Source organism: Bordetella muralis (assembly GCF_965139205.1).
GTDB classification, from domain to species: domain Bacteria; phylum Pseudomonadota; class Gammaproteobacteria; order Burkholderiales; family Burkholderiaceae_B; genus Bordetella_A; species Bordetella_A muralis.
Genome location: NZ_CBCSIU010000010.1, coordinates 102,513 through 123,245 on the forward strand (window position 1 = coordinate 102,513; position 20,733 = coordinate 123,245).

Consider the following 20,733-nt stretch of genomic DNA (forward strand, 5'->3'; position numbering starts at 1 on the left):
CTATGGTTTTAGCGCAGGCCCAGTTTCTTGCGTACGGAGAGGAGCGAGATCAAGCTGATCACGGCCGCGAAAATGACATAGAAGCTCGGCGCGAGCTTGTTGCCACTGACTGATATCAGCCAGGCGATGATGAACGGCGCGAATCCGCCAAAAATCGTGACGGCGATGTTGTAGCCGAGTGACATACCGGTCGTGCGCGACTGGGTCGGGAACAGATCGGTCAACAACGCAGGCAGCGCGCCGAAGTAGCCCGCCAACAAGACCCCGATCACGAATTGCACCACGATCATGGTGGCAAAGGTGGGCGACGATCTCAGCAACAAGAACAGCGGATACATCAAGACGAGAAAGAGCACTGCCGAGGTCAGCATGATGCCTGTGCGGCCGTGGCGATCGGACCAGTGTCCGACCATGGGTGCAAAGATGAATTGAACGACGCCGGTGACCAGGGTCGCGGCAAACGCGGCGGACGCGGGGATACCCAGTTGTTTGACCGCATACGTGGGCATGTAGAGGATCAGATAGGTCGCAACCGTGCCCAGTACGACGGAGCCGATGGCGAGGATCAGGCGTGTGCGGTGTTGCGTGAAGGTGTCGGCCAACGGCGATTCTGTACGCTCTGCCGCGAGAAACTCCGGTGTTTCGTCGATACGCGTGCGAATGTAATACGCGACGGGGCCGATCAAGAGGCCAAAGAAAAACGGCACACGCCAACCCCAGCTCTCGAGTTGTTCGGTCGTTAACCAGGCATTCAGTCCTGTGCCGAAACCGGCGGCCAGGATGGTGGTCAGGCCTTGGCTGGCGACTTGCCAGCTGGCAAAGAAGCCGCGGCGGTTCGGGCTGTGTTCGGCCAGAAAGGCGGTGGCGCTGCCGAACTCTCCGCCTGCGGAAAAGCCCTGGATCATGCGCGCGATCACAATGCCGATGGGCGCCCAGATACCGATCGCAGCATAGGTGGGCATGACGGCAATCATCAATGTGCCCAGCATCATGAGCATGATGGCCAGCGTCAAGGTAGCACGGCGGCCGACACGATCGGCGTACACGCCCAGCACCAATGCACCCAGCGGACGCATGAAAAACGATACGCCAAAGGTACCCAACGTGATCAGCAGCGAAATCGTTTCGTTTTCGTTCGGAAAAAACAAGCGCGAAATGGTGGCGGCGAAAAAGCCGTAAACCACCAGGTCAAACCATTCCAATGCATTGCCGATTGAGGCGGCGGCGATCAGGCGTCCTGCCGAAGGAGAGGCCTTGCCCGTTGCTGGCGATACCGTTGATGCGGTGTCCATGGATGAAGTGTCCGAAAGTGAGACAGAGCGTTTAATGGAATGCTGTCAGACAGCGTTAAATACAAAGCCGGAAAACAGGATGTCGTCCGGCTGGTGTGCCGAGGTCGCACTAATGCGGCCTCGAATGCAAGGATAGCGCCAAACTCAGGCCTGGCCTGCGCCAGCTTGAGCAATGGCTTCGATCTCGATCAAGGCGCCCGGCACCATCAGATCGGCACGCACGGTCGATCGCGCAGGCAAGGTGGCATCTCCAAAAAACGCACCATAGGCCGCGTCGAACGCGGCGAAGTCCTCGGTGCGGGTCAACCAGACCGTGGCCTTGACGATGTCGCGTGCGGTCAGCCCGGCTGCCTTGAGCTGGCGTTCGATGTTTTCCAGGCAGACGTGCGTCTGCGTGGCGACGTCGTCGCCGATCAGGCGAAAGCCTTCGCCGAATGCCATTTGGCCGGATACGAAAACCAGGTCGCCTGCGCGGCGGTACAGCGAAAAATTGGGCAGGCGTTTGATCGGGCTGGAAGAGGATGGGGGGCTGGTCGACATGGAATAGCTCCGTATAGTTGAAAAGTCGATATCGATATGCGTGACGTGAGGTCAGCCGTCGTGAAAAACCGTGAACTCGTCTACCGGAACGCGCGTAGTGCGGTATTGATTGACTGGCTCGTCGGGATCTTGATAGCCCAGCGATATGCCGCACACGACGATCTGATCGTCCGGGATGCCCAGTTGTTGTTTGATGATGTCGGGGTAATTAGCCAGAGCTGCCTGCGGGCAGGTGTCCAGGCCACAGCCACGAGCCATGATCATGATGTTCTGCAAGAACATGCCGTAATCCAGCCAGCTGCCTTTGTCCATGTCGTTGTCGATGGTGAACAGCAGTACGCAAGGAGCGTCGAAGAACACGTAGTTACGGGCATGCTGCTGCGACGAGGCCTCGCGATCGCCTTTCTGAATGCCCAGCAGGCTGTACAGGCCCCAGCCTGTTTCGCGCCGCCGATCCAGATAGGGACTGCGCCAATTCACCGGATAGTACTGATACTCTCGGCGTTCCGGTTCGTGGCGGGCGTGGGCCTGCAGCAATGCCTGGGACAGGGCATCGCGGCGAGCGCCGGTGACGACGTGTACTTTCCAGGGCTGGATATTGCTGCCGCTGGGCGCACGAGCGGCGGCCTCCAGGATCCGGCGAATCAGTTCCTCTGGCACTGGCTTGGGCAAGAAACCTCGAATGCTTTGGCGCGAGACGATGGCTTGTTCAATAGCGTGCGGTGCATCGTTCATTTCAGTGGTTCCTGGGATAGCGGCATCCTGATCGATGCGTCGTCGATTCGAGGATAACGAGTTCAAGTCACGGATCAGACGGTTGGCACCTCTGGCGCATCAGTATTGACGCGCGGACTGCCGTATTTGAATGATCCCTGTGCGGAGGCCAATACGCGGCCGTCGGGGGCGGTCACCGTGGCTTGAGAGAAATAAATCTTGCGCCCGCTGCCGGTGACCGTGCCGGTTGCCAGGACATGGCCGCTTTTGACGGAACCGATGAAGTTGATGGCCAGCGAGATGGTGACGGAGTTGCTGCGTTCGGCATGATTGGGATCGATACCCGCATAACCACAGGCAGCATCCAGCAGGGCGGAGACCACACCGCCTTGTAACGCGCCTTGGCGGTTGAGATGGTTCGGTTGCAGCGCCATGCGAATGACGACGCGGCCGTCGCCCCAACTCTCGATTGTGGCGCCTAGCGAGTGCAGAAAAGGATTGTCTTCGAAACGGCTCATGGTACGGTGGCAATGGATAGTGAAATCGGGTGCGTACGCCCGGATACAACCATTGATGATACCGTTGATAGATCAATTTGTCGGCTGAGCCCTGTCACAAGCGGCGAGGCGGACGATGATCATTCATCGTCCGCCTCGTGATACCTGCTGCGCCTGATGCCAGCACGGCTGGCGTGTATCAGTCCCCGGGTTGCTCAGAACGCAATACTGGCACTCAAACTATAAGTGCGCGGATCGCCCGCCTTGATGTAGTTCTCCGACTGATACAGCCAGTAGCGCTTGTTGGTGAGGTTGTTGATGCCGGCACGGAAGGTCGTGTTGTAGCCATAGATGCGCGTGTCGTAGGTGGCGCCGATATTAAAGACGGTGTAGTCGTCGACCTTGATGTTGTTCGACGCGTCCAGCATGATGCCCCCTGTGTATTTGGCATCGGCCCGCAGTTTCAGGCCCGGCAGTTGCGGCACATCATAGACAACTTGTGCCGCGGCGATGAATTTGGGTGCGCCCGCGACGCGGTTGCCGTTGTGATCGGCGCCTTTCTTGTACTCGCTATCGAGCAGCATGATGCTGCCGCCGACATTCCAGTCCCGCGCGACGCGCGCCGAGGCGCCGAGCTCCAGGCCCTGGTAAATCGACTTGCCGCCTTGCACCAGCTCTTGTCCTCCGTCTGCGAGCTGCCGGGCGTACTCCGATTTTTTCTCGATGCGAAATAGCGCGGCGGTCGCTGACCAATCCTCGTTTTCGGTCTTGATGCCCAGCTCGTATTGTTTGCTCTTGAGTGGACTGAGCAGGGCACCGCGGTTCTCGTAGGTATTGCCCACGACCGAGCCCGGTTCCAGGGATTCGATGTAGCTGGCATACGCCATGGTCTGCGGCGTGAAGTTGTACATCAGCGCCACGGTCGGTGTCAGGACGCCGTTTTTCTCATAGGGTTCCGACCGAACGCCTGCGGCATCAAAACCTTGCTGCTCATAATTGGTGTAGCGCAGACCGCCCAGGATCGACCAGCCGCCGGTCAAGTCGATCGTGTCGCTGGCGAACGCCGCTTTCTGTGTGATCTCTGCGGCGCGATACAGATCGAGCTGGCCTTCGCTGTAATAGGTGTTGGGATTCTGCTCATACAGATTGCCTGTACCCTGGAGCTGATACACACCATTGGAGCTGTAATCGTTCTTTTGCTTTTGCCACGACACGCCCAGCACGACCTGGTGTTTGAGCGGGCCGGTACTGAATTTGCCTTCGGCCATGGCTTCCCATTGATTATAGGAATAGGCCTCTCCATAGTCGGAACGGTAATCGTCGTAGTCGCCATCGCTATTGGTCAGCGACAGTACGGCTTCGTTGCGACGTGTACGGGTGGAGTTATAGGTGTAGTGGGTGCTGACGTTCCAGTTGTCGTTCACCGCATACTTCAGGCCTGTGGAGTAAAAGCGGAAAGCGTTGTCGGCATAAGGGCCTTCGCCCTGAAGATTGTTGTTATCGGCTCGCAGTGGCGAGGGCAGCGAGGTGCCCGACATGCCTGCCGCGGTGATGGTCGCGTCCTGCCTGATGGCTTTGCGGTCCTGGTAGATGGACTGAAAGTCCCACGTCAATTTGTCAGTCAGACGCGCGTCCAGTGCCAACGAAACCGAGTCCCGATAAAGCGAGCCGTCGTTGTAGGTGGTGCCTTCTTCGTGAGTCGCGTTGAGCCGATAGCCGAATCGTCCGTCATCGCCGGCGCGGCCTCCCAGATCAACGGATTCGCGCAGCACGCTTTGCGAGGTATAGCCTAGTGTGATGCTGCGTACAGGCTCGTCGGTGGGTTTCTTGGTGACGTAGTTCAGCATGCCGCCCGGCGCGCCAAAGCCGTACATGAATCCCGAGGCGCCCTTGAGCAAGTCGATGCGTTCGAATTGCTCATAGGGCAAGGTGGTGACATAGCTGACAAAGGGCTTGCCATCGATGCGGTACGAGTTCTGCCAATCCAGGGGCAGGCCACGCACGGTCAGATAGCTGGCCCAGGCCCCGTTGGACGAGCTGTTATCGCCTACAGAGGCGTCCAGCGCAAACACGTCGCCCAGTTTGGAAACCTGGCGGTTTTCGATATCTGCAGCGGTGACAACGGTACTGGAGAACGGTGTTTCGAGTTGCGTGCGGCTGCCCAATGCACCTGCGTTCACCGGGGTGTTCAGGTGCTCCAGCGAGTCATCGAGGGTATCGGCCTGAATGGTGACGGCTGGCATTTGCGTCACGCTCGATGCAGTGGTTGCGCTCGGTGCGTCAATGGACTGCGCTTGGGCGCAAGTCGCATAGACGCCAGCCAAGGCCAGGGCCAGCACCGAAGGCAGACTGGGACGTTGGACACCGAACCATGCAGGACGTTGCCGGAAGTACATTGAGTAAGCCACGGAGGGGCTCCAGACAGGAAAGATAGAAGGAAAACCTATCTTTTTATTGAAAATGCGAGTAATTCGCAATTACTTTTAATTCTTGAAATGTTTGAGTGCGGTAATCGATAAAAACAAAAAAAAAACGGGCCCTATCAAGGGCCCGTCGAAAGATCATCGCGGAATGTGCGGACTCAATGCGCCGCTTTGTACTCCTGGCGATAACGATGCAGCAATGGCTCGGTGTAGCCGTTGGGCTGCGTCAGGCCTTCGAACACCAGGGCGCTGGCCGCCTGGAACGCAACGGACGTATCGAAATGACCGGCCATGGGTTGATACAGCGGGTCGTTGGCGTTTTGCTGGTCGACGACTTTGGCCATGCGCTCGAGAGTTTCCTGCACTTGTTCGCGCGTCGTGATGCCATGACGCAACCAGTTGGCGATGTGCTGGCTGGAGATACGCAGCGTGGCGCGGTCTTCCATCAGGCCGACGTCGTTGATGTCCGGGACTTTCGAGCACCCGACACCCTGGTCGATCCAGCGCACGACATAGCCGAGGATGCCCTGGGCGTTGTTTTCCAGTTCGCGGCGGATGTCATCGGGACTCCAGTCGGCGGGGTTGCCGACAGGGACGATCAACAAGCCATTGAGCAGTTCGTCTTGTACGTCGGCGAGTCTGGTGCTTTCCAGTTGCTGTTGCACGGCAGACACGTCGACTTGGTGATAGTGCAAGGCGTGCAGGGTGGCTGCGGTGGGTGACGGTACCCACGCGGTATTGGCGCCGGCCTTGGGATGGGCAATTTTTTGCTCCAGCATGGCGGCCATCAGGTCGGGCATGGCCCACATGCCTTTGCCGATCTGGGCACGGCCACGCAAGCCGCAATCCAGGCCGACCAGAACGTTGCTGCGCTCATAGGCGGCGATCCAGGCGCTGGATTTCATGTCGCCCTTGCGCATCATGGGACCTGCTTCCATGGTGGAGTGCATTTCGTCACCTGTGCGATCGAGGAAGCCCGTATTGATGAAGGCGACGCGGCCGGCTGCTGCCAGGATGCACGCCTTGAGGTTGACGCTGGTGCGCCGCTCTTCGTCCATGATGCCCATCTTGATCGTGTGGCGCGGCAGACCGAGCAGGTTCTCGACTCGATCGAACAATTCATTGGCAAAGGCCGCTTCGATGGGGCCATGCATCTTGGGTTTGACGATGTAGATCGAGCCCTTGCGCGAATTGCGTTTGTTTGCACGGTCAGGCAGGGCCGTCAAGGTCGTAAGCACGGCGTCCAGAATGCCTTCGGGGATCTCGTTGCCGCTGGCATCCAGAATCGCCGGGTTGGTCATCAAGTGGCCGACGTTACGTACAAACAGCAGCGAACGGCCATGCAAGGTCAGTGTGCTCTTGCCGTCGGGTGTGCGGTATTCGCGGTCGGCATTCATGCGGCGCGTGAAGGTCTGGCCGTTTTTGGTGACTTCCTCGGTCAGGTCGCCTTTCATGAGGCCGAGCCAGTTGCGGTAGATCTGCACTTTGTCATCCGCGTCGACGGCGGCGACGGAATCTTCGCAATCCATGATGGTGGTCAGCGCGGCTTCGACCACCACGTCTTTGACGCCGGCCGAATCCGTGGCACCAATGGTGTGCGTGCGATCGATCTGGATTTCGATATGCAGGCCGTGATGTTTGAGCAGGATGGATTGCGGGGCCTGCGGTTCGCCGACATAGCCCACGAACTGCGCGGCGTCTTTCAGTCCGGTGCTGCCTTGTTGGGTTGTGACGACCAGTTGGCCGTTGTCGATGGTGTAGGACGTGGCATCTGCATGCGAGCCCTGCGCCAGGGGCGCAGCTTGATCCAGCACGGCGCGTGCGCGGGCAATGACGGCTTCGCCGCGTTGCGGGAAATAGCCGCGGCCGGTGTCGCCGGGTGTCGGAGGGATGGCGTCGGTGCCATACAGGGCGTCGTACAGGCTGCCCCAGCGCGCGTTAGCGGCGTTCAGGGCATAGCGTGCATTGGACATGGGTACGACCAACTGCGGGCCGGCTTGCTCGGCGATTTCGGCGTCGACATCGGGCGTGCTGACTTGCACGGCGTCGGGAACGGGCAGCAGGTAGCCGATTTTGGTGAGAAACGCCCGGTAAGCGGCGAGATCGCGTACTGGGCCAGGATTGGCGCGATGCCAGTTGTCCAGCTCATTTTGCAGGCGGTCACGGTCTGCCAGCAGTGCGCGATTGCGCGGCGCGAGGTCGCGCACGATGGCGGCAAAACCGCGCCAGAATTCTTGAGGGGCAATGCCGCTTGCGGGCAAGGCCTCGTTTTGGATGAATTGGTGAAGCACGGCCGCCACTTGCAGGCCATCTTGCTCAATACGTTCAGTCATCTTTTGCTCGCAAAAAATCAGGGGCGGGCGCAACCAGCGCGATGAACCTACATGATCGGGGCATGCGGGCACGATGTCTACCTCTGAACCTGCTGGTCATACCAGTTTATTTAGTGTGAATTTGCGGGAATGGGCTTTTTTATGGTTCTATTTCAATTACTTGACTGGATCCCGCATGCATGCGGCATGAGAGGTGATCACCCGGTCATACCAGTGAGCTCCGTATGGAAACAGAGACTGCGACAGCAGGACGCCAGGTCGCCGACGTGGTGGCCGAACGTATTGAGCGCCTGATCATGGATGGCGTGCTCAAAGCCGGGCAGGCATTGCCGTCCGAGCGCCGTTTGACGGAAAAACTCGGCGCTTCTCGTACGGCCCTGCGCGAGGGGCTGAAACTCTTGCGCGCACGCGGCATCATTCACACCGAGCAAGGCAAGGGCTCGTTCGTGGCGCCGATTTCACAGGTGGATGCGGGACCGCTGGTGCATTTGTTCCATTCCCAGCCGCGCACGCTGTATGACTTGCTGGAGGTGCGCGCCCTGCTCGAGGGGGAGTCTGCGCGCCTGGCGGCGATTCGAGGGACCGAGGCGGATTTCATCATGATCCGCCGGCGTTATCAGGCCATGATGGACGCGCATGAGCAGGACACCGATATTGCGACGCACGCCCATCTGGACCACGCTTTTCATTTGGCCGTGTGCGAGGCCTCGCATAATCCAGTGCTGACGCACACACTGCAATCGTTGACGGACCTGATGCTGGGGTCAGTATTTGCCTGTGTGAATAATCTGTACCATCGCCAGCCGCACAAGCAACAAATTGATCGTCAGCACACGGCCGTGTTCGAGGCGGTGACGGCGCGTCTGCCGGATCAGGCCCATCAAGCCGCCACGGATCATGTCAACAGCGTGCGGCAAAGCTTGGGCGAGATTGAGCAAGAAGAACAGCGTCTGGTACGGGCGACGTTGCGCCTGGAGGGCTGGGCGTAGTCTGCCCTACTGCGGTACGGCTCGACGCAATTCATATTCGTCGATCTGGATGGGTATCGCCAGTGCTGCCACAGGACGGCAGTACGGCGTCGAGCGCATGGACGCTGTCTCCAGACGCACAAAGGCCTCCCGAAGGAGGCCAGTGTGCCGGGGGAGGAGGGGGGACCCCCGATCGGGACAATCAGCTATTGGACGGCGGATAGTCCAGGTCGCCGAACGAGTAGTTGCCGGAAGCTTTGGCTTCGGCCAGTTCGGCTCGTACTTGAGCGCGCGTCAGGTGGCTGCCGTTGTCGGCCACGGCGGCGGGGTAATCTTCTTCGCCGTAGGTCACCAGGCCGGCGGTCTTGGCTTGGGCCAATTGAGCTTGGACTTCGGCGCGGCTGAGGCCGGGGCCTTGGGCGGCGACGGTGGGCGGGTAGTCCAGATCACCAAAGCTGTATTGGCCGTTGGCCTTGGCCTGAGCCAGTTCGGCCTGCACTTGGGCGCGGGTCATGGGTTGTGTGTTGGTATCAGCGGCTTGGGCGCCAGCGGCGACACCCAGGGATAACAGGATGGCAGTAGCAAGGGTCTTCATGACGATCTCCAGTTCATTGTCTTGGGACCATCGCACCCGGCAGCTAAATTTTTAGGGGGTGTGATTGTTGCCCGTTGAAGACATTGTGTGCCTGTTGAGACCTGGGATAAACCCTAGTTTTCTGAAAATATTTTTCCAAAAATAAGGATAATTGGTGACGGTTTTGTGAAAACCGTGCGATTTAGATGATAAATGGAATCGACGGGCCAGGGTCAGCTCGTCTTGCCGGGGCGCCCATCGACGACGTTTTCGGGCTTGGATTCCCCGTGCGCTGCTAGCGCTGCAGTTCGTCTTCCGCGTCTTTCAGGTCGGCCTGGGCTTCTTCGAGTTTGCGTTGAGCCTTGTTGATTTTGTCTTGTTTGCCTTTGGCGCGGGCTTCGGCGAGTTCTTCTTCGCGTTCCTGGACTTCTTCTTTGCGTTCATCGATCGCCTGCAGACGGTCTTTGCGTAAAGACTCGTTCGTGCAGGATCCGCGGGCCTCCGATAGCGCACGGCGCAGGCCGGCCTCGCGATGGGTATTGCCGTTGGCTTGTGCGGCGGCGATGTCGTTTTCGATGTGGCAGAACTTGGCCGCGCAACTGCGCAGGGCGCTGCAGTCCTGGATGGCGGCCGCGGGGGCAGCCTGGACATAGAGGGCCGGCACCAACAGGGCGGCACCGGCAAGCCAGCAGGACAGGCGGGGTAGAACGGACATGACGACTCCTTGTTGCATGCCCGCTATCCGGGCGTCAGATGAGTGTACCGGCCAACGCTGCTGCGATCAGCAGCAGGCCAGTCCAGAGGTTCGCACGAAACAGCATGAAGCTGCGTGCCGGCCGTTGCAGATCAAAGATATACAACTGCCATGCCAAGTGCACCGCAACGGCAAAGATACCGACCTGGTAGGCCCAGCTCATGCCGATATCGTAGCCGCCCCATGCCCACAGAATGATGGTGGCGAGATAAAACCCGCCCACCCATTGTTTGCCACGGTCGCCAAATCGCAGGGCCGTCGAGCGCAGGCCGAGTTGCTGGTCATCGCGCACGTCGATGTAGGCGTAGATGCTGTCATAGCCGACTTGCCACAACACCGCACCCAGCCACATGGCAATGGCGCCCAGCGGTACGGTGTTTTGCGTATCGGACCACGCCATCAGCATGCCCCAGTTAAAGCAGATACCCAAAACAACCTGCGGCCAGTAGGTGACGCGCTTGCACAATGGGTAGATGAACACGAATGGCAGGACGGCGATAGCCAGCCAACGGCTCATCTCGTTGATGAAAAACAGCAGCGATCCGCAGACCAGCAACTGGCCCAGCAGGAACCACACTGCCTGCCGCATGCTGAGCTGGCCGCTGGTCAGTGGACGAAACCGGGTGCGCTCAACATGTTTGTCTATATCGCGGTCGCACATGTCGTTGACGGTGCAGCCGATGCCGCGCATCAGCAAGGCGCCGAGCGAGAACACGATCAATCGACCCAGTTCCGGCAGACCGCCGGCAGCCTGGATCAGCGTGGCGATGCAAGGCAGGAGCGTCAGCCAGGTGCCAATAGGGCGGTCCAGACGGCACAGGCGTGCGTAAGGACGCCACGATTTAGGTAGCCAACGTTCGACCCAGTCGGTAAAGACGATGTCGTTCAGATCGGGAGAGGAGGTTTGCTGCGCGCTCGCCATAATGACAACTCGGTGGATAGGCGTGTGCTGGGACAAGGCGGCGCCGTGGAATGCGCCGCCCAACGTAAGAGATCAGACGTATTGTTTGATCAATTTGCCCAGAGTGGCAATGCCGGAGCGGATCTTGTCCTCGGGGACAGTGACAAAGCTCAGGCGCAAAGTGTTGGTCTGGGGTTTGCCCGCGTAGAACGGCTTGCCGGGAACAAAGGCCACGTTCTGCTCGATGGCCTGGGCCAGCAGCTTGGTGCTGTCGATGTGCTCGGGCAACGTGACCCACAGGAACATGCCGCCTTCGGGGATGGTCCATGTGACGGTGTCGGGGAATTCCTGCGCGAGGGCGTCCAGCATGCAGCGGCCCTGCACGCGGTAGATCTCGCGTACGGCGGGCAGGTGCTCTTCGAGGAAGCCGTCTTTCACCGCCTCGTAGACGGCCATCTGGGTCAGCGTCGGCGTGTGCAGGTCGGTGGCTTGTTTGGCCTGGACCAGCTTGTCGATGATGCTGCGATGCGCGGCGATGTAGCCCAGGCGCAGGCCGGGCGCCAGGACCTTGGAGAACGTGCCCAGGCGGATGACATTGGCGCCGTACTCGCTGGCCAGGGCAAGCAGACCCGGCTGCGGTTCGCCGGCGTAGCGCAGTTCGCCGTAGGGATCGTCTTCGATGATGGGCAGACCCAGTTGGGCTGCACGCTGAACCAGGGCCTTGCGGCGCTCCAGGGTCAGGGTGCGGCCGGTGGGATTCTGGAAATTGGGCAGGGCGTACAGAAAACGGGCGCCTGCGGCCAGCTCGGGCGTAATGGTCTCGGGGATCAGGCCGCCCTCATCGGTCGCGACGGGGACGAACTTGGGCTGGTACAGGCTGAACGATTGCAGTGCACCCAGGTAGCTGGGGTCTTCGACCAGGATTTTGCTGCCCTCATCGATCAGGACTTTGCCCAACAGATCCAGGGCTTGTTGCGAGCCCGAGACGATCAGGATCTGATCCGGCGTGACCTTTGCGCCGGCGCGGTTCAGATCCTCGGCCACCCATTTGCGCAGCGGAGCATAACCCTCGGTGGGACCATATTGCAGGGCGGCGCGGCCGTTGTCGGCCAATACCTTGTCGAACGCCGCTCGTACCACTTCTACCGGGAAACCGCTGGGGGCTGGCAGGCCACCGGCAAAGGAAATCACCTCGGGACGTTCGGTGACTTTGAGGATTTCGCGGATGGCGGAGCTGGTGAGTTGTTGGGCGCGTTGAGAAAACACGCACACGGGTTCGAGAGGCTGGTCCATGGGAAACTTTGGAAAAAGAACGGAAAAAATGAGCAAATATTGTCCCACAACGCCAAGGCAGGCCGTCACACGGGGCGGGTGGGCCTAAAATCACTTGGTTCGAAAGTTGCCTGTACAGTTACATTTCCATGTTTACCGCCACTGATCTTCCTACCGATAACAAGCCGCGTTTTTACGCCGAACTTGCCGCCCAGGCCCGGGCGTTGTTGACCGACGAAACGGACCGGATTGCGAATGCCGCCAATTTTGCGGCGTTGGCGTATCAGGCGCTGCCTACGATTAATTGGGCGGGTTTCTATTTCTATAACGGCGAAGAGCTCGTGCTGGGGCCTTTTCAGGGCAAACCGGCCTGCGTGCGCATTGCTCTGAATCGCGGCGTGTGCGGCGCAGCGGCAAGCCAGTGGCAGACGCAGGTCGTGGCGGACGTGCATGCGTTTCCGGGGCATATTGCTTGCGACGCGGCGTCGCGTTCCGAGGTGGTGGTGCCGCTGGTGCTCAATGGCGAATTGCTGGGCGTCTGGGATGTGGACAGTCCCGAACCTGGCCGTTTCGACGACGAGGACCGCCAAGGGATGGAGGCGTTGTGCGCCGTATTTCTGGAAAGTCTCGGGCAGCGGTGAGGTTTTCGTAGGCCGCGTGGCAGGACGCTTTTTTATCTGTGACTCAGGAAATCTGCGCTTCCTTGAGACGTCGCCGCGAATTGACAGCCTTGCCTCGGCCCGGTAGATTTCGGTTTCTTCTACGCCCACTTCGCGTACGCGTTATTTTTCCAATGCTTCCGGCCATCCGCTCCGTCGTTGCTTTCCGCGCCAGCTGCGTGGGGCTGACGTGCGTTGGCCTGAAATCCAAAAAACAGCCGCTCATCTGACCGGAGCATGCTGTTCCGTCAGATGGGCGACGGAACGGCGGCAAACCCGGCGGCATGACACGCGGCGAATATCCCCCAGCATCCTTAGCACTTCTGCACGGTTCCTTTGACGGTCCGCATTGCATCAGGAGTGCTTTATGTCGAGTTCTGCTTCTAGTTCGATTTTCCAGGGCGTCTGGATTCCTTTGGTGACGCCGTTCAGCGGTGAGGTGGGCCGCCAGCCAAAGGCGCCGCGGGGCGGGCATGTTTTCACTGACGCCGTGGACGGCGGCGCGTTGCGGCGCCTGGTCCGTCACTACGTATCCGCAGGCGTGGACGGGCTGGTGGTCTGCGGCAGCACCGGCGAGGCCGCTGCGCTGGACGACGCGGAACAATTGGCCGTGCTGGATACTGTGCTCGACGAAGCGCAGGGCCTGCCAGTGGTCATGGGGTTGGCGGGGAATCATCAAGGGCATGTGATGCAGCGCCTGGCGGCGTTCGGGACGCGGCCGCTGGCGGGGGTGTTGGCGCCTGCGCCGTATTACGTGCGCCCGGGGCAGCAGGGTGCGCTGACGTACTTTCGCACGCTGGCCGACGCCTCACGTGTGCCGCTGGTGCTTTACGACATTCCGTATCGCACCGGGGCTACGCTGGAGACCGAAACGCTGTTGGCGCTGGCCAGGCACGGCAATATTGCTGCGATCAAGGATTGTGGCGGTTCGCTGGACAAGACGGTGGCCTTGATCGCCGATGGCGGCATGCAGGTAATGGCGGGCGAGGATTTGCAGGCATTGTCCACCATGTGTCTCGGCGGCAGTGGCATGATTGCGGCTGCTGCACATATACGCCCGGATCTGTTCGTGGCGATGCATCGGGCGGTGCAGATGCAGCAATTGGAGGTGGCGCGGGGATTGTTCCATGCCCTGGCTCCCGCAATTCGCCTGGTATTTGCCGAGCCGAATCCGGGGCCGCTCAAGGCGCTCTTGGCCCGGCAAGGGCTGCTTTCCGATGTGCTGCGCGCCCCGATGCCCAACGCCAGTGCCGCCCTGGCGGCAGAGCTGGAGGCGGCCGTCATCGGGTTGAATCAGGCGTTTCCGATTGCGGGCCGGCTGGGCATCGCGGCCTGATGCGTGGGCAGCCGGTTCTGCCGTTCAGGGGATGCCGCCAAATCGCCTGGCGGCATCCCCTGAACGGCGGGCGATGCCGATGCGTACATATTTCTGCCATATTGCTATGATGCGGCCATCCTGAATAGCCCCGCAGTGGGCTATGGAGTTCCATGGCGCATACTTTTGAGTCGCTGTCGGCGTGGCAGGTCATGATGGCCGGCCTGTTGTTTTTCGGCGGTATCTATCTGTTGTTCGGCACGGCGACTTGGCTGCTGACTCGCTATGTCCTGCCGGCGCTGGGGATTGGCGGGGCGCTGGATCCGCGACCGTTGGCCCCTGGCCAACTGCGTCGCGAGTTGACGCAGTCAGGGTTGTCCATCCTGATCTTTGGGCTGGGCATGATCTTTCCCTGGGGCCTTTTGCAGCTCGGGTGGGCGCATCTCAATCTCGATGCGAGTGCCATGCAGATCGTTGTAGAGATCCTGGTATTGGTGGCGTGGAACGACGTACATTTCTGGATCAACCATCGTCTGCTGCACACGCGGTGGCTGCGCCGTTTTCATCTGCCGCATCATCGTTCGGTGGTGACGACGCCGTTTTCGACGTACAGCTTTCATCCCATCGAGGCGCTGATGTTGGGTAATGTGATCTTGTTGCCCATGGTGCTGCACGACTTTAGTTTCTGGTCACTGTTTTCGGTGCCGCTGTTCAGCCTGTTTTTCAACTGCGTGGGGCATGCCAACTACGATTTTTTCCCGCGCGTGTCGTACGCGCACTGGTTTGCCGCCAGCCGCCGGCATCATCTGCACCACGCTTGCTACAACGGCAACTATGGATTCCAGTTCACGTTCATGGACCGTTTATTCCGTACGCGGTTAACGGCAGATGCGGCCTCAGCGCAATTGGCCGCGGCCAGCCGGCGAGGCGCGATTGAGCGTCGGGGCTAGTGCCATGGCGCTCGCGAGAGGGCCGCGCCGGCTGCCCATGCTGCGTCATTGGCGTGACGTGCAAAGCCTGGCTTATATGGTCGCCTTGCCGGCATTGATGGCGTGGCAGTGGATCTACGGGCTGAATTGGCTGCTGTATGGGTTGATGTTGTTTTTGACATTGGGCATCGGCGTCGTGCATCACAACCATACGCACTTGCGCATGTGGCGTCATCGTGGCGCGAACCGGGCGACGGATATGGCGTTGACCTTACTGCAGGGGCACCCTACGTTTGTGTTTTTTCCTGCTCATGCGGGCAATCATCATCGCTATCAACATGGGCCGAGTGATTTGGCGCGGACCTATCGCTACGGTGGCGATACGAATCATCTCGCGGGGTATTTACTGCACCCGTTTCAAGCGGTGTGGAGTTTGTATCCCTTGTTCTGGCGCTGGTTGGCGCGGTTGCGCCGATACTGGCCGGGGGCGCTGCGCTATTGTCTTTGGCAATATGCCGCGTGGCTGGGTTTATGGGCTGGACTGTTGGCGGTAAATCCGGCCAAGGCGCTGGTGTTCGTGATCGTGCCGCAGCTGCATGGCCTGCATTGGTTGCTGGCGACGAATTATCTGCAGCACGCCCATACCGACGGCGGGCCTGAGCGTCGTGCGCGGTTGAGCTATGCGCGTAATTTCGAAGGCTGGGTCAATCCCTTGCTGTTCAACATCGGATTGCATACCGCACATCATGAGCATGGCCGCGCGCATTGGTCCGAGCTGACGCGTCTGCATGTTCAACATTATCGCCATCGCGTCGATCCCATGCTGATCGAACGCGGCCTGGTCCCGTATATGTTGCGGGTGTTTGTGTTGGCGCTGATCTGGCCGCGCTGCCGTAGTCGTTCATTGATGCGGCCGGAACATATTATTTAAAGTAGGAGCGTTCCTTCTCATGCCTGTTGCCTTTGACCGCGTGTATCTGGAAAGCGCCGGCTATTTCATGCCGGGCGAGCCCGTGAACAATGAGGATATGGATCGCTATATTGCGCCGTTGAACCGCATATCGGGCCGTATCAAGCAGCGCATTCTGGCTGAAAACGGCATCAAGCAGCGGTATTACTCAATCGACGAAACGGGAAATACGCGCTGGACGAATGCTGCGCAAGCCGCGCAGGCTATCGGCGATTGTCTGCGCCGGCAGGATCGTACGCTGAGCGAGGTGTCGTTGCTGACCTGCGGTTCCTCGGGCGGCGATGCCTTGATGCCGGGCTTTGCCAATATGATCCAGGGCGAGTTGGCGGCGCCACCGATGGAGACGCTGTCGGTGCATGGTATCTGCGCGGCCGGGGTGTCGGCGATTCAATCGGCGGCACAGGGGATTGAGCTGGGCGCGCATCCTCGCGCCTTGGCGGTCGCCAGCGAGATGCCCTCGCGATTGTTCAAGCGTTCGCGTTTTGCCGCGCGAGGCTATGACGCGGACTTTGATTCGCATTTTCTGCGCTGGATGCTATCGGATGGGGCGGGCGCGCTGTTGCTGGGCAATAGCGGCGCTGCGTTACCGGGAGCTTCGTCGGGTGTGCGATTGCGATTGAAGTGGATTCATCAACGCGCGTTTTCGGGCGACTATCCGGTGTGCATGCAACTGGGCTTGCCCGCCGAGGGCGGCCAGGGGCATCTGGATTACGCATCGTGGACAGAGGCCGAGGCCGCGGGAGCCTTGTCATTGCGTCAGGACATTCGCCTGTTGCCGCATCTGTTTGATATAGGCATTCACGAGTATGTGAGTCTGGTGCGTGATGGCTGGGTGAATCCTGAACGGGTGGACCATTTCCTGTGTCATTACTCGTCAGAGAAATTCATTCCGGTCGTGGCCGATCTCATGGAAAAAGCGGGGCTGGAGATTCCTCGCGAGCGATGGTTCAGCAACCTGGCCTGGCGTGGGAACACCGGCGCCGCATCGATTCTGATCATGCTGGCGGAGTTCCTCGAAACGCATACCCTTACGCCCGGACAGCAAGTCTTTTGCTACATCCCGGAGTCTGGCCGGTTCATGACGGCATATATGCTGTTCGAGGCCGAGGCGGTCGACGCGCCGTTATCGGTCCCGTCGCCCACAGGTCAGGCCGCTGCGACGACGCGGCCGAGTGCCCCCGTGAGCGCATCGGTGCACAGCGATGATGCCGACACGATTGCGCCGCCGCATGATCCCGAGCAAGCGCCACAGGGGCTGGGGCCGCTGCTGACGGAGTTGGCCTCGATCTGGCACGATTACCGTTCCCGCGTCTGGCGTACGCCTGTCGTGCGGCGTTTGCGCGAGCGCCGTTTCGCGACGGCGGATTATTTGAACTGGATGGAGCAGTGGGTCCCTCAAGTGCGCGAAGGCAGCAAGTGGATGCGCGAGGGCGCAGCATCGCTCACTGATACGTATCAGACCCTGGCGGATCTGATTGGCGTACATGCCGGCGAGGAGCAGAACGATTTCCAGATTTTGTTTCAGGATTATCGAAACGCGGGTGGCACAATCGCTGACATCGATGCGTTGCGCCGTAATCCCGGCGGCGAGGCCTTGAATGCCTATCTGCATGCCTTGGCGGCGACGCAGGATCCGATTGGATTGCTGGGCGCCATCTACATCATCGAAGGCACAGGCCAACGCATTGTGCCGGCATTGTTGCCGCTCTTGAGGGCGAGCCTGGATTTGCCGCCGGATCGATTCCGTTTCCTGGAGTATCACGGGCACAATGACGAGAACCATCTGGCGCGTTGGTTGATGGCGGTGGAGTTGGCGCTGGACGCCGACGATCGCGGCCAGGCAGAGCGTCGTATCGTGGATACGGCGCGCCGCACAGCGGCGCTCTACTTGATGCAATTCCATCACGTGATGGAGGCCGAATAACCATGAGTTCCCGCACCCCTGAGTTTTTGACACGCGAACACGATCCGGCAGACCCGAGCCCGTGGCTGGCGCTGTATCTGGATCGCAGCACGCCTTTGCCCGATGCCGTGAAAGAGGCATGGCTCGCGGATTCCAGTTGTGGATCGCGCCAGTATTTGCTGCCGTTTTTGCGGCCCTTGGCGCGCGCGTTCATCATCTTGATCCAAGTCGTCAAGACGTTTCTGCCGCGCAAGTGGTCGCATTCGAAACTGCTCCACCGGATTTTGGCGTGGGGGCTGGAACACTTTGTCTCACCCGAAGCCAATTGGCTGATCCTGCGGCATTTTCATCTGGGAGCGCAGGTCTTGTCGTTCATCGCACGCAATGCGCCGGTGCAGGTGTCGACTACGCCGCTGGAGCCCATGTGTATTGCGGATCTGAAGGACGAGTTGTTCGTCAAACATGATCTGAACCTGTTCAATTTTGTGATCCGGTTGAATGGCGCGCTGCGCGAGGCGGGTGTGGAAATGCATGCGCCCGAGAAAGTGGATTTTTCGATGATCCGCGATCCCGGGTTGCGGCTGGAAGATATGCCGCAACGCAAACGGAATTTTCTGGATCTGCAAAGCGCGATCGAGTTGTTCACGCCGCTCTATCAATTGATGCTGACCGACAATGATTTCTGGCGAGCGGCGAACTCCTTGCAGTTGGACGAAACCGTCGGGATTTATGCCGCGCAGATTCTGGGCGCGCCGCAGCATTTGATTCTGGTAAACAACAAACATCCCTTGGTGCCGTTGTCGACCTTGCGCGCTGGCTATCGATTGGTGCTGCACGGTTTGTCGACGGAGATGTTGCACAGTCTGTTGATGCGCGCGAAAAGAGACGCCGAGACCGCCGATTTTCCGGCGTCGCAGACAGCATAAGATCCGCTGTGCTGGCATACTGAAGGAAAACCGAACAAGATAACGGAGACACAACCCATGGTGGCCGAGACGGGCAGTACCGATCTGGTGTTTGATTACATCGTGGTGGGCGCAGGGTCGGCAGGGTGTTTGCTGGCCAATCGTTTGTCGTCGGATCCAGGCAAGCGCGTGTTGTTGCTGGAGGCCGGCGGTCGCGATAACTGGCACTGGATTCATATCCCGGTCGGCTATCTGTATTGCATCGGAAATCCGCGCACCGACTGGTGCTATCGCACGCATCCCGATCCGGGCCTGAATGGGCGCAGCCTGGGCTATCCGCGTGGCCGTGTGCTGGGCGGCAGTTCGTCGATCAACGGCATGATTTATATGCGTGGCCAGCGCGCGGACTATGATGGCTGGGCGGCGTTGGGCAATACAGGATGGGGATGGGATGAGGTGCTGCCGTTTTTCATGCGCAGCGAGGACCATCATGCCGGAGCGTCGGAGTTTCACGGTGCGGGCGGTGAATGGCGGGTCGAGCGTCAGCGCTTGTCGTGGGATTTGCTCGATGCATTTCGTGCCGCGGCAGCGCAGGCCGGGATCGCGTCCGTGTCGGATTTCAACCAGGGCGATAACGAGGGCTGCGACTATTTCGAGGTCAATCAGCGCCGTGGTATGCGCTGGAGTGCGGCGAGGGCTTTCCTCAAGCCGGCGGCCAGCCGACCCAATTTACACGTCATGACGGGTGCGCACGTGTCGCGCATCGTGTTTCAGAATCGACGTGCCGAGGGTGTGGCGTTTCGTCTGGGCGATGGCAGTGAACAAATGGCTCGCGCGCGGGCCGAGGTCATCCTGGCCGCAGGCGCGATCGGGTCGCCGCAATTGCTGCAGGTGTCCGGTGTCGGACCGGCGGCGTGGTTGCAGGCGCGCGGCATACCGGTGCTGCACGATTTGCCGGGAGTAGGCGAAAACCTGCAAGACCACCTGCAGTTGCGCATGATCTACCGCGTCACTGGCGCCAAAACCTTGAATGCCATGGTGGGCTCTTTATGGGGCAAGGCGCTCATGGGCGCTCAGTATGCCTTTGGACGGCGCGGGCCGCTGAGCATGGCGCCGTCGCAGTTGGGCGCATTCGCGCGATCCGGTCCTGAACAAGAACGTGCCAATGTGCAGTACCACGTGCAGCCCTTGTCGCTTGAAAAATTCGGTGAACCTTTGCATGCTTTTCCGGCATTTACGGCATCGGTCTGCAATCTGCGACCCACCAGCCGTGGCCATGTGCGGGTCACGAGCCCTCAAGCGGATGATGCGCCTGAGATCCTGTGCAATTATTTATCGACCGAGGCCGACCGGCGAGTGGCGGCCGACAGTATTCGACTGACGCGTCGTATTGTGTCGCAGCAGGCGCTGGCATGCTACGCCCCGGAGGAATACAAACCAGGAAACGCATTGCAGACCGATGAGGATTTGGCGCGCGCAGCCGGCGAGATCGGGACCACGATTTTTCATCCAGTAGGGACGTGCAAAATGGGCGTGGATTCCTTGGCGGTGGTGGACCCTGAGTTGCGTGTGCATGGCTTGCAAGGCTTGCGAGTCATTGACGCGTCGGTGATGCCGACAATCACATCGGGCAATACCAATTCGCCCACCGTCATGATCGCCGAGAGAGGCGCGCATTTTCTTCACGCCAGTGCGAAAGCTGGCGCATGATCTGCCTGCGTGACTGATCCGGTGTGCGACAACCCCTCTGCTCAGAGGGGCATAGGTCTACCGTCTGGACGCGA

At 59.9% G+C, this 20,733-nt stretch carries 18 protein-coding genes; 8 read left to right on the forward strand and 10 right to left on the reverse strand.

The window, feature by feature from the left end:
- Window positions 1-8: 8 nt before the first annotated feature.
- From ACNA0I_RS15870 to ACNA0I_RS15895, 6 genes are all read right to left on the reverse strand, one after another.
- Window positions 9-1,292, reverse strand: a complete 1,284-nt coding sequence (locus tag ACNA0I_RS15870) for an MFS transporter (RefSeq protein WP_415806956.1) — start codon at window positions 1,290-1,292, stop codon at window positions 9-11.
- A 144-nt stretch (window positions 1,293-1,436) separates the two neighbouring features.
- Window positions 1,437-1,832 carry a RidA family protein gene (locus ACNA0I_RS15875; RefSeq protein WP_415806957.1) on the reverse strand — a complete coding sequence of 132 codons (396 nt, stop codon included), beginning with the start codon at window positions 1,830-1,832 and terminating at the stop codon, window positions 1,437-1,439.
- A 51-nt stretch (window positions 1,833-1,883) separates the two neighbouring features.
- Window positions 1,884-2,567 carry a nitroreductase gene (locus ACNA0I_RS15880; protein WP_415806958.1) on the reverse strand — a complete coding sequence of 228 codons (684 nt, stop codon included), beginning with the start codon at window positions 2,565-2,567 and terminating at the stop codon, window positions 1,884-1,886.
- A 74-nt stretch (window positions 2,568-2,641) separates the two neighbouring features.
- On the reverse strand, window positions 2,642-3,064 hold the full coding sequence (locus tag ACNA0I_RS15885) for a PaaI family thioesterase (RefSeq protein WP_415806960.1): 423 nt from the start codon (window positions 3,062-3,064) through the stop codon (window positions 2,642-2,644).
- Window positions 3,065-3,258: 194 nt separating this feature from the next.
- Window positions 3,259-5,439 (reverse strand): TonB-dependent siderophore receptor, encoded by a 2,181-nt coding sequence (locus tag ACNA0I_RS15890; RefSeq protein ID WP_415807033.1) that lies wholly within the window; start codon window positions 5,437-5,439, stop codon window positions 3,259-3,261.
- Window positions 5,440-5,624: 185 nt separating this feature from the next.
- Window positions 5,625-7,799 carry a malate synthase G gene (locus ACNA0I_RS15895; protein ID WP_415806961.1) on the reverse strand — a complete coding sequence of 725 codons (2,175 nt, stop codon included), beginning with the start codon at window positions 7,797-7,799 and terminating at the stop codon, window positions 5,625-5,627.
- Window positions 7,800-8,023: 224 nt separating this feature from the next.
- On the opposite strand from ACNA0I_RS15895, the gene glcC reads away from it, so the two are divergent.
- Window positions 8,024-8,788: a transcriptional regulator GlcC gene (gene glcC / locus ACNA0I_RS15900; protein ID WP_415806962.1), complete on the forward strand. Its 765-nt coding sequence runs from the start codon at window positions 8,024-8,026 to the stop codon at window positions 8,786-8,788.
- A 181-nt stretch (window positions 8,789-8,969) separates the two neighbouring features.
- Here glcC and ACNA0I_RS15905 read toward each other — a convergent pair whose 3' ends face one another.
- From ACNA0I_RS15905 to ACNA0I_RS15920, 4 genes are all read right to left on the reverse strand, one after another.
- Window positions 8,970-9,362, reverse strand: coding sequence for a DUF4148 domain-containing protein (locus tag ACNA0I_RS15905; RefSeq protein ID WP_415806963.1), 393 nt, complete (start codon window positions 9,360-9,362; stop codon window positions 8,970-8,972).
- A gap of 274 nt (window positions 9,363-9,636) precedes the next feature.
- Complete coding sequence (locus ACNA0I_RS15910) at window positions 9,637-10,056, reverse strand: DUF1090 domain-containing protein (protein WP_415806965.1); 420 nt, start codon at window positions 10,054-10,056, stop codon at window positions 9,637-9,639.
- 34 nt (window positions 10,057-10,090) lie between these two features.
- Window positions 10,091-11,017 (reverse strand): 4-hydroxybenzoate octaprenyltransferase, encoded by a 927-nt coding sequence (gene ubiA / locus ACNA0I_RS15915; RefSeq protein ID WP_415806966.1) that lies wholly within the window; start codon window positions 11,015-11,017, stop codon window positions 10,091-10,093.
- 72 nt (window positions 11,018-11,089) lie between these two features.
- Window positions 11,090-12,289: an aminotransferase-like domain-containing protein gene (locus ACNA0I_RS15920; RefSeq protein WP_415806967.1), complete on the reverse strand. Its 1,200-nt coding sequence runs from the start codon at window positions 12,287-12,289 to the stop codon at window positions 11,090-11,092.
- Window positions 12,290-12,417: 128 nt separating this feature from the next.
- On the opposite strand from ACNA0I_RS15920, the gene ACNA0I_RS15925 reads away from it, so the two are divergent.
- From ACNA0I_RS15925 to ACNA0I_RS15955, 7 genes are all read left to right on the forward strand, one after another.
- Complete coding sequence (locus ACNA0I_RS15925) at window positions 12,418-12,909, forward strand: GAF domain-containing protein (RefSeq protein WP_415806968.1); 492 nt, start codon at window positions 12,418-12,420, stop codon at window positions 12,907-12,909.
- 385 nt (window positions 12,910-13,294) lie between these two features.
- Window positions 13,295-14,263 (forward strand): 4-hydroxy-tetrahydrodipicolinate synthase, encoded by a 969-nt coding sequence (gene dapA / locus ACNA0I_RS15930; protein WP_415806969.1) that lies wholly within the window; start codon window positions 13,295-13,297, stop codon window positions 14,261-14,263.
- A gap of 152 nt (window positions 14,264-14,415) precedes the next feature.
- Window positions 14,416-15,192, forward strand: coding sequence for a sterol desaturase family protein (locus ACNA0I_RS15935; RefSeq protein WP_415806970.1), 777 nt, complete (start codon window positions 14,416-14,418; stop codon window positions 15,190-15,192).
- Window positions 15,193-15,196: 4 nt separating this feature from the next.
- Window positions 15,197-16,102 carry a fatty acid desaturase gene (locus ACNA0I_RS15940; protein WP_415806971.1) on the forward strand — a complete coding sequence of 302 codons (906 nt, stop codon included), beginning with the start codon at window positions 15,197-15,199 and terminating at the stop codon, window positions 16,100-16,102.
- Between the two features lie 19 nt (window positions 16,103-16,121).
- Window positions 16,122-18,065: an iron-containing redox enzyme family protein gene (locus tag ACNA0I_RS15945; RefSeq protein WP_415806972.1), complete on the forward strand. Its 1,944-nt coding sequence runs from the start codon at window positions 16,122-16,124 to the stop codon at window positions 18,063-18,065.
- 2 nt (window positions 18,066-18,067) lie between these two features.
- A complete protein-coding gene (locus ACNA0I_RS15950) occupies window positions 18,068-18,970 on the forward strand; it encodes a DUF6999 family protein (protein ID WP_415806973.1) in 903 nt (300 codons plus the stop codon).
- A 57-nt stretch (window positions 18,971-19,027) separates the two neighbouring features.
- Window positions 19,028-20,659 carry a GMC family oxidoreductase gene (locus ACNA0I_RS15955; RefSeq protein ID WP_415806974.1) on the forward strand — a complete coding sequence of 544 codons (1,632 nt, stop codon included), beginning with the start codon at window positions 19,028-19,030 and terminating at the stop codon, window positions 20,657-20,659.
- The last annotated feature ends 74 nt before the right edge of the window (window positions 20,660-20,733 follow it).